This window comes from Nocardia mexicana NBRC 108244, assembly GCF_001613165.1.
GTDB lineage: Bacteria > Actinomycetota > Actinomycetes > Mycobacteriales > Mycobacteriaceae > Nocardia > Nocardia mexicana.
Map to the genome: position 1 here is coordinate 1 of NZ_BDBV01000139.1, position 9456 is coordinate 9456.

The 9456-nt window shown below is 68.7% G+C and carries 9 protein-coding genes; 8 read left to right on the forward strand and 1 reads right to left on the reverse strand.

Annotated elements, in window-relative coordinates:
* The 4 genes from NM1_RS38805 to NM1_RS38820 all read left to right on the forward strand — a co-directional run.
* Positions 1 to 368: type II secretion system F family protein (locus NM1_RS38805; protein WP_174556958.1), on the forward strand; the 368-nt coding region annotated here is incomplete at its 5' end.
* An 84-nt stretch (positions 369 to 452) separates the two neighbouring features.
* Complete coding sequence (locus NM1_RS38810; RefSeq protein ID WP_174556959.1) at positions 453 to 638, forward strand: DUF4244 domain-containing protein; 186 nt, start codon at positions 453 to 455, stop codon at positions 636 to 638.
* 65 nt (positions 639 to 703) lie between these two features.
* Complete coding sequence (locus NM1_RS38815; protein WP_068032515.1) at positions 704 to 1015, forward strand: TadE family type IV pilus minor pilin; 312 nt, start codon at positions 704 to 706, stop codon at positions 1013 to 1015.
* A gap of 191 nt (positions 1016 to 1206) precedes the next feature.
* Entirely contained in the window at positions 1207 to 1572 is a 366-nt protein-coding gene (locus NM1_RS38820) for an Rv3654c family TadE-like protein (protein WP_307719356.1), read from the forward strand.
* 318 nt (positions 1573 to 1890) lie between these two features.
* Here NM1_RS38820 and sftH read toward each other — a convergent pair whose 3' ends face one another.
* On the reverse strand, positions 1891 to 4293 hold the full coding sequence (gene sftH / locus NM1_RS38825; protein ID WP_068032519.1) for a DEAD/DEAH box helicase: 2403 nt from the start codon (positions 4291 to 4293) through the stop codon (positions 1891 to 1893).
* Between the two features lie 435 nt (positions 4294 to 4728).
* Here sftH and NM1_RS38830 point away from each other — a divergent pair, with 435 nt between their 5' ends.
* The 4 genes from NM1_RS38830 to NM1_RS38845 form a co-directional block, all read left to right on the forward strand.
* Positions 4729 to 4935 carry a cold-shock protein gene (locus NM1_RS38830; protein ID WP_019044597.1) on the forward strand — a complete coding sequence of 69 codons (207 nt, stop codon included), beginning with the start codon at positions 4729 to 4731 and terminating at the stop codon, positions 4933 to 4935.
* 273 nt (positions 4936 to 5208) lie between these two features.
* The gene (gene topA, locus NM1_RS38835) at positions 5209 to 8091 is read left to right on the forward strand and encodes a type I DNA topoisomerase (protein ID WP_068032522.1); all 2883 of its coding nucleotides are present in this window, start codon (positions 5209 to 5211) and stop codon (positions 8089 to 8091) included.
* 125 nt (positions 8092 to 8216) lie between these two features.
* Positions 8217 to 8741, forward strand: a complete 525-nt coding sequence (locus tag NM1_RS38840; RefSeq protein ID WP_068032524.1) for a DinB family protein — start codon at positions 8217 to 8219, stop codon at positions 8739 to 8741.
* A gap of 61 nt (positions 8742 to 8802) precedes the next feature.
* On the forward strand, positions 8803 to 9456 hold a 654-nt coding region (locus tag NM1_RS38845; RefSeq protein ID WP_068032532.1), incomplete at its 3' end, for a DNA polymerase III subunit delta'.

The window sequence follows — 9456 nt, forward strand, 5'->3', positions numbered from 1 at the left end:
CTCCCGCCGCGCCCGCGCCGATCGCCGGCGCCCTGCGACGCGCAGCCGACCTGCTGGCGCTCGGCGCGGACCCGGTCGCCGCCTGGGAGCGGGCCGCGGAAGAGTCCGGGAGTGACGAGGTCCGGGCGTTGGCCCGGCTGGTGCGCCGCTCTGCCCGATCCGGTGCCGCGCTCGCGGCCGCGGTGTCCGATCTGGCCACGCAATGCCGGGGCACCGTCGAAGACGCGACCGCAGCCCGCGCCGAGCGGGCCGGGGTCCTGATCAGCGGACCGCTCGGTCTGTGTTTCCTGCCCGCATTCGTCTGCCTGGGCATCGTCCCGGTGGTCGCGGGCCTGGCCGACCGAGTGCTCGAGGGCGGGGTGCTGTGAACACACGGGAGCCTCGGCGCGGACCGGCCGCGCCGGCGGAGGAGAGAGGGGACAGCGGTGCGCTTGGCAATTCGTTCTGCGGTAATGGAGGTGCGCTCGCGCCTGGTCCAGGCGGCGGTGGCCGACGAGGGCATGAGTACCGCCGAATACGCGATCGGCACCATCGCCGCCGCGGCGTTCGGCGCGGTGTTGTACACGGTGGTCACCGGCGATTCGATCGTGAACGCCCTGACCCGGATCATCGATCGGGCACTCAACACCGAGGTGTAGCGGCCGGATTCGAAGCGCCTTCGGCCACAACGGATTACCGGTACCCGGGCGACGACAGGGGTGCGGTGACGGTGGAGGCGGCGATCGCCCTGGCCGCCCTGGTGGCCGCGGTGCTGCTGTGCCTCGGTGGTCTGCTGGCGGCGCCGACTCAGGTCCGCTGCGTCGACGCCGCCCGCGAGGCGGCCCGCCTGGTCGCCCGCGGTGCCGACTCCGACGCGCTGCCCGCCGCCCGCCGGATCGCGCCGCGAGGCGCCGAGATCACCATCCGGACGGACGGCGACCAGGTCATCGCGGTCGTCACCGCGGGCACGCCACTGCTTCCGCTCGAGCTCCACGCCGAGGCGGTCGCGGTGCTGGAGCCGGGGGAATCGGGGTGAGCGGGCGAGCGACCAGCCCACTCGCGCGCTCGGCCGCGGCGCAGTGGCCGAGCCGCGGAGCGGTGACTGCGTGGGCATCGACGGCCTCGTGCCACGGTCGGCGCGACCGAATCCGGCCGTCCCGCCGCGGCCTGCGCGCTCGCTGCCGACTCCCGCTCACAGTGCGCGGGGGCGACGGCCATCTGTCCGCAGTGGGACGCGGCGACGACGGCATCGCCACAGTCACGGCGTGCCTCGTGCTGGCCGGGCTGCTGGCGGCGACATTGCTGATCGCGCACATCGGGACCGTGGTCGTGACGCGTCATCGGGTGCAGGCGGCGGCCGACCTGAGCGCTCTCGCCGCGGCAGGCGAGCTTGCGGCCGGTGCCGATACCGGCTGCGGGCGGGTCGATGCACTCGCCCGGCGCATGCGAGTGCGGGTGCACGCCTGCGAGGTCGCCGAGTGGGATGTGACCGTCACCGTGACGGCGACCGTGACGGCGGGACCCCTGGGTACGCGAGTGGTTCGTGCCACGGCGCGCGCCGGTCCCGCGACCGAGCCCGGCGAACCACCATGAACGATCTTGAATACCGGACGGTTGGTAATACAAAGAATGCGTGACCCAAGCCACATCCCGTGCCGCACAGGGCCGAGGCGGTCGAATTCGACCGGGCCCGGAATTCTGGTATCACCGCTTTTCAATTTGTCCTCGTCTCGCTATTCGCGCGAATCTACGGGGCCGGTTAAATCGAAGGAGCAATGCCGTGGTTAACATGAGCACAATCCTCTTTATTCATTTGTTGAAGTGTCATCGGTGACGCAGCTCGCTGCGCAGACCGTCCTTTCGCTCCTGATCCAGGAGTTGCGGTGCAGTCTCATACCGATGACCGGACCGTCACGTTTCGGGCGCACCATCGTGATCGGGCCGGTCGTCCGGCAGCTCCGCCAGCACGGCGGTCAGCAGCGCCGCGGCACCGAGCTTGTCCAGCGGATGGTTTCCGTTGCCGCACTTGGGCGACTGCACACAGGACGGGCAGCCGCTCGGGCAGCCGCACGACTCGATGACCGCGAGCGTGGCCGCCAGCCAGGTCCGCAGGCGGTCGAACCCGCGTTCGGCGAATCCGGCGCCCCCGGGATGACCGTCGTAGACGAAGACCGTGGGCAGCCCGGTGTCGGGGTGGTCTGCGGTCGACACGCCGCCGATATCCCAGCGGTCGCAGCTCGCGACCAGCGGCAGCATCCCGATCGCGGCATGCTCCGCGGCGTGCAGCGCCCCCGGCACCCGCTTCTGGTCGATCCCCGCGCGGGCCAGCAGGGCGGGGGTGACCGTGTAGAACACCGCACGGCTGGGGAGGGTCTGCTCCGGCAGCTCCAACTCCACCAGATCCAGCACCTCCCCGGTCGGCAGCCGGCGCAGATACCCCACGACCCGGGTGCTCACCCGGACCCGGGCCAGCGCGGCGGTGACCGCGCCGTGGCGGTGCTCGGTGGTCACCTCATCGACGGCGATGGACGTGACGACCCGCGCGCTGGTCGTCCATCCGGGCTGGTCGGCATGCACGAATGCCACGCCGGCGTCCAAATCCAGCTCATCGACCACATAGGTCTCGCCCTGATGCAGATGCACCGCGCCCTCGTGCACGGTGGCCGCGGCGCGGCCCGCGTCGGTGGTGCCGAGCAGCCGTCCGCTCTCCTCGTCGACGATGGCCACCGGAGCCCCGATCCCGCCGCGCACGTCGACGGCGTCGTGCGGCTGGTCCGCGGCGACGGCGAACCAGCGTGCCGGGCCCTTGCCCGCGGTCCGCCGCCGGATCAGCCCCTGCGCGGCGAACTCGGCGGCCAGGTCGGCGGCGCCGAACTCGTCCACCTCCGCATCGGTCAGCGGTTGTTCCAAGGCCGCGCACAGAAGGTGGGGGCCTAATACATAGGGATTGCGCGGATCGGTGATCGTCGCCTCGACGGGTCGTCCGAGCAGGGCCTGCGGATGATGCACGAGATACATATCGAGCGGGTCGTCGCGCGCCACCAGCAGCACCAGCGATCCCTGCGCACGCCGTCCGGCCCGTCCGGCCTGCTGCCAGAACGAGGCGACCGTGCCCGGAAAACCGGTGATCACCACGGCATCCAGCCCGGCGATGTCCACGCCCAGCTCCAGCGCGGTCGTGGTCGCGGCGCCCAGCAGCGAGCCGTCGGACAGCCCCGCCTCCAGCTCACGACGGTCCTCGGCCAGGTATCCGGCCCGGTAGGCGGACACCCGTGCGGCCAGCTCCGGATCGACCTCGGCCAGCATGCGCCGGGTCTCCAACGCCACCACCTCGGCGGACCGGCGGGATCGCACGAAGGTCAGGGTGCGAGCGCCCTCGGCGATCAGATCCGTCATGATCCGGGCCGCCTCGACGGTCGCCGGCCGTCGTACCGGGGCGCCGTTCTCGCCGCCCACATCGGACACCGGCAACAGGCCGGGCTCCCACAGCGCCACGGTGCGTGCCCCCTGCGGCGAGCCGTCCTCGGTCACCGCGACACAGGGCGCCCCGACGAGCCGGGATGCGGCCGCCGCCGGGTCGGCGGTGGTGGCGGAGCACAGCACGAACACCGGGTCGGCGCCGTAGTGCGCGGCGATCCGCCGCAGCCGCCGCAGTACCAGCGCCACGTGCGAGCCGAACACCCCGCGGTACGCGTGACACTCGTCGACCACCACATAGCGCAGCTGCCGCAATACCCGCGCCCATCGCTGGTGCGATCGCAGAATGCCCAGGTGCAGCATGTCCGGATTGGTGAAGATCCAGCGGGCGTTCGCGCGCACCCACTGCCGCACCTCGGCCGGAGTGTCCCCGTCATAGGTAGCGGGATGGATATCGCGCAGCGGGCCCTCGTGGGTGAGGGCCCCGGTCGCGCGCAACTGGTCCGCCCCCAGCGCCTTGGTAGGGGAGAGGTACAGCGCGGTCGCCCGCGAATCCTGCTGTAGGGCGGTCAGAACGGGCAGTTGGTAACCGAGCGACTTGCCCGATGCGGTCCCCGTGCACACCACGACGTGCTGTCCGCTCGCGGCGAGCTCGGCCGTGCGAGTTTGATGCGACCACGGTGCCTGAACTCCGGTTTCCTGTAACGCGGCGACCAATTCCGGCGACACCCACGAGGGCCATGTTGTGAGCTGTGCCGCGCGCGCGGGCAACTCGGTCACATGAGTGAGACGGGCGTCTCCGTCCGGTAGTCCGAAAAGGACACGATTCAGCAACGATCGACCAAAGCTCGAATGTCCGAGTGGACGAACTGGAGCAGACGGGTCGGTCGGATTCATCGAGCTGAGACCACGACACGCAAGGAATGTGTGAATCGTGTGTGTTGCAAGAGCCCTACCTGCCTTTTCACTACCGAGTAGCGATCTGCGTCACAGCCAGTTTGCCTGACGCTCGCTCGGTTATCCGGAAGCAAACCTACTCCAAGTCTGGATTTGGGCATTGTGCCCCTCACCTGCGCATTCGCAAGATCATCTTTTTTGCAAATTGTCGGTAACTCGACTGTTGAATTGCTCGGAGACATGGTTCACTGGTTCCTGGTCGCAAGCTTCTGTGTTCGAGGGAACGGATCCAAAGTCCAAACCATCAGCAGGATCGATGTTGCGAACGGTGTGCTTGATGCTTCCTGCAGGGGGAACAGAGTACAGCGGTCGGAACGGACCCGGTGGACGAACCAAACTTGTCCGCCGTTCCGGTATGGAAAGAGAAGGAACAGAATGGCACAGGGAACTGTGAAGTGGTTCAACGCGGAGAAGGGGTTCGGCTTCATCGCGCCCGAGGACGGCTCCGCTGACGTCTTCGTCCACTACTCCGAGATCCAGGGGACGGGCTTCCGCACCCTCGAGGAGAACCAGAAGGTCGAATTCGAGGTAGGCCAGGGCACCAAGGGCCCGCAGGCCACCGGAGTTCGCGCGCTCAGCTGAGCGGGCAACCCAACAAGGTCCGATCGCTCGTCCCTCACCGCCCACTGCGGTGGGGGACGAGCTGTTTCTGGGGCAGTACACTCGACCGCAAACCGGGGCTAACCATCAAGCCGCACCGGAAGTGTGGCGGTCCGTGAACCCGTCGTACCGCAGGTGCGACCACAAACACGGTATAAACGTCATCGGCGGGGGACATCTGTCTTCCGCCGCTTGCCCCAGCCGCGCGCTGCGTCGCCTGCGCCGCGCGGGTCGACAGGAAAGGTGTGTTCGCCGGTGGCAACACGAGACCGCGGTGCAGCGCCGACTCCCGACCAGGGCCGTCCCCTGCGTCGTCTCGTGATCGTCGAATCACCGACCAAGGCCCGCAAGATCGCCCCCTACCTCGGCCGCGGCTATACGGTCGAGGCCTCGGTCGGCCACATCCGTGACCTGCCACGCGGCGCGGCGGACGTGCCCGCCAAGTACAAGGGGCAGTCCTGGGCGCGCCTGGGTGTCGACGTCGACAACGATTTCGAGCCGATCTATGTGGTCAGCCCGGATAAGAAGGCCAAGGTCTCCGAGCTGAAGAGCCTGCTCAAGGACGCCGACGAACTGCTGCTCGCCACCGACCCCGACCGCGAGGGCGAGGCCATCGCGTGGCACCTGCTGGAGACGCTGAAGCCGAAGGTGCCGGTCAAGCGGATGGTGTTCCACGAGATCACCGAGCCCGCCATCCGCGCCGCCGCGGCCGACACGCGCGACCTGGACAACGATCTGGTCGACGCGCAGGAGACCCGCCGCATCCTGGACCGGCTGTACGGCTACGAGGTCAGTCCGGTGCTGTGGAAGAAGGTCATGCCGCGGCTGTCGGCGGGCCGCGTGCAGTCGGTGGCGACCCGGATCATCGTGCAGCGCGAGCGCGAGCGCATGGCGTTCCGTTCCGCCGAGTACTGGGACATCGCCGGAAAGTTCGATGCCGGAACCGGCGAGGGCGATGCCGCCAACCCGCGCACGTTCGGGGCCCGGTTGGTCAGCGTCGACGGTTCCCGCGTGGCGGGCGGCCGAGACTTCGGATCCGACGGTCAGCTCAAGACGAGCGGTGTCACCGTGCTGGACGAGGGCCACGCACGTCGGCTGGTCGAGGCGCTCGAGGGCGTCGACTTCCAGGTCAGCTCGGTCGAGTCCAAGCCGTACACCCGCCGCCCGTACGCGCCGTTCATGACGTCGACGCTGCAGCAGGAGGCCGCGCGCAAGCTGCGTTTCAGCTCCGAGCGCACCATGCGGGTGGCGCAGCGGCTGTACGAGAACGGCTACATCACCTATATGCGTACCGACTCGACCACGCTGTCGGAGTCGGCCATCGCCGCGGCCCGGGCGCAGGCCACCCAGCTGTACGGGCCTCAGTTCGTGCATCCGACGCCGCGGCAGTACACCCGCAAGGTCAAGAACGCGCAGGAGGCGCACGAGGCGATCCGGCCGTCCGGTGACACGTTTTCCACACCCGGACAACTGAGTTCGCGGCTGGATACCGACGAGTTCCGGCTCTACGAGCTGATCTGGCAGCGCACCGTCGCCTCTCAGATGGCCGACGCCCGCGGCACCACGCTGACCGTGCGGATCACCGGCCACGCCGGGACCGGCGAGGAGTGCGTGTTCTCCGCCTCCGGCCGCACCATCACCTTCGCCGGTTTCCTCAAGGCCTACGTGGAGAGTGTCGACGAGGATTCGGGCGGCCAGTCCGATGACGCCGAATCGCGGTTGCCCGCGCTGACCGAGGGCCAGGGCGTCAGCGCGACCGAGCTGACCCCGGACGGGCACACCACCAATCCGCCGCCGCGCTACAACGAGGCGTCGCTGGTGAAGGCACTGGAAGAGCTGGGCATCGGCCGCCCGTCGACCTACGCGTCGATCATCAAGACCATTCTCGACCGCGGCTATGTGTACAAGCGCGGCAACGCGCTGGTGCCGTCGTGGGTGGCGTTCGCGGTGGTGGGTTTGCTGGAGGCGTACTTCGGCCGCCTGGTCGACTTCGACTTCACCGCGGCGATGGAGGACGATCTCGACGCCATCGCCGGCGGTCGCGAACAGCGCGGAAATTGGTTGTCCAGCTTCTATTTCGGCGGCGACCACGGTGTCGAAGGCTCGGTCGCGCGCTCCGGCGGGCTGAAGCGGATGGTCGGCCAGCAGCTCGACGACATCGATGCGCGCTCGGTCAACTCGATCAAGATGTTCACCGACGACGAGGGCCGCGATGTGGTCGTGCGCGTCGGACGCTTCGGGCCGTATCTGGAGCGCATGGTCGCCAATCCCGATGACCCGGAGGGTGATCCGGTCTCGCAGCGGGCGAACCTGCCCGACGATCTGCCGCCGGACGAGCTGACGCCCGAGGTCGCCGAGAAGCTGTTCTCGACCCCGCAGGAGGGCCGCTCCCTGGGCGAGGATCCGGAGACCGGGCACCGAATTGTGGCCAAGGAGGGCCGATTCGGGCCGTACGTCACCGAGGTACTGCCGGAGCCGGAGGTCGATCCGGACGCCAAGAAGAGCTCGAAGAAGGCCGCCGGTCCCAAGCCGCGCACCGGATCGCTGTTCAAATCGATGGACCTGTCGACGATCACCCTCGAGGATGCGCTGAAGCTGCTGTCGCTGCCACGAGTGGTGGGCAAGGACCCCGAATCCGGCGACGAGATCACCGCGCAGAACGGCCGCTACGGCCCATATCTGAAGAAGGGCACCGATTCTCGGTCGCTCACCAGTGAGGACCAGATCTTCTCGGTCACGCTGGACGAGGCGCTGAAGATCTACGCCGAACCCAAGCGGCGGGGTCGCCAGGCGGCGAGCGCCGCACCGCTGCGCGAACTCGGCAACGACTCGGCCAGCGGTAAGCCGATGGTCATCAAGGACGGCCGATTCGGGCCGTACGTCACCGACGGCGAGACCAATGCCAGCCTGCGCAAGGGCGACGAGGTCGAAGCGATCACCGACGAGCGTGCCTCGGAGCTGCTGGCCGATCGCCGGGCCCGGGGTCCGGTGAAGAAGGCGGCCAAGAAGACCGCGAAGAAGACCACCAAGAAGGCCGCGGCCAAGACGACGACGGCGAAGAAGACCGCCGCGAAGAAGACGGCCGAGAAGTCCACCGCGAAGAAGGCGGCCGCGAAGAAGACGTCGTCCAAGTCCTGAAGGGCGACATACTGATTGCGGCCACCCCTGCGTTGTGATGGCGGAAATCGGCCAGTACCCTTCCGTTCGTGGCGTTCTGCCGTAGCGTGGGCAGCCATTCGGGCCCGCCGGCGGAAGGACACTCGATGACCGCACCATCGACCGAACGCACCGAACCGGAACGTGAGAACCTGATCGCGATGCTGTCCGAGCAGCGCGAAATGTTCCGAATCACGTTGCGCGGCTTGGAAGATGACCAGGCGCGGCAACGTAGTACGGTCAGCGAGCTGACGTTGGGCGGATTGCTGCACCACTTGGTGCATGTCGAGCAGCATTGGACGAGCGTCATCGTCGAGCGCGACGAGAACGCGGAACTCGATGTGTCCCAATTCGATTCGGAGTACCAGCTGGCGCCCGAAGAGACGGTCGAGGGGCTGCTGAAGGAATGGGATGTGGTGGCGGACAACACCACTCAACTGATCCGGACCGTCGACAGCCTGGATACCTCGATCCCCACCCCGACCGCGCCCTGGGCGCCCGAGCGGGTGTGGTGGACGGTCCGGTTCACCCTGCTGCACATCCTGCGGGAGATCTCGCAGCACAGCGGGCACGCCGACATCATTCGCGAGGCGCTGGACGGTGCCAACACGACGCACCAGCGCGTCTCCTGAGTAGATCGCGGCCGCCGAGGGGCGGCTCGAGTTGTCGGTGACGGCGGCTAGGGTGTACGACGTGGCGGGTGTCTTCGATCGGCTGGTCGGCCAGGATGCGGTCGAGTCCGAGCTGACCGCTGCCGCGGTGGCCGCGCGCAGTGGTGTCGTGTCGTCGGCGATGACGCATTCCTGGTTGTTCACCGGGCCGCCCGGTTCGGGCCGCTCGGTCGCGGCGCTGTGCTTCGCGGCGGCCCTGCAGTGCACCGATCCCGAGCGCCCCGGCTGCGGCCGCTGTCACGCCTGCACCACCACGATGGCGGGCACCCACGGCGACGTGCGCCGCGTGATTCCCGAGGGGCTCAGCATCGGCACCAAGGAGATGCGCGAGATCGTGCAGGTGTCCGCGCGGCGGCCCAGTACCGGTCGCTGGCAGGTGGTGCTGGTCGAGGATGCGGACCGGCTGACCGAGGCGGCCGGCAATGTGCTGCTGAAGGTGGTCGAGGAGCCGCCCGAGCGGACGGTGTTCCTGCTGTGCGCCCCGTCCGACGACCCCGAGGACATCTCGGTGACGCTGCGATCCCGTTGCCGCCACGTGCATTTGGTCACGCCGTCGACCGACGCCATCGCCCGGGTGCTGCGCGACCGCGACGGCCTGGCCGCCGACAAGGCGGCCTGGGCGGCCTCGATCAGCGGCGGGCACGTGGGCCGGGCCCGGCGGCTGGCCACCGACGAG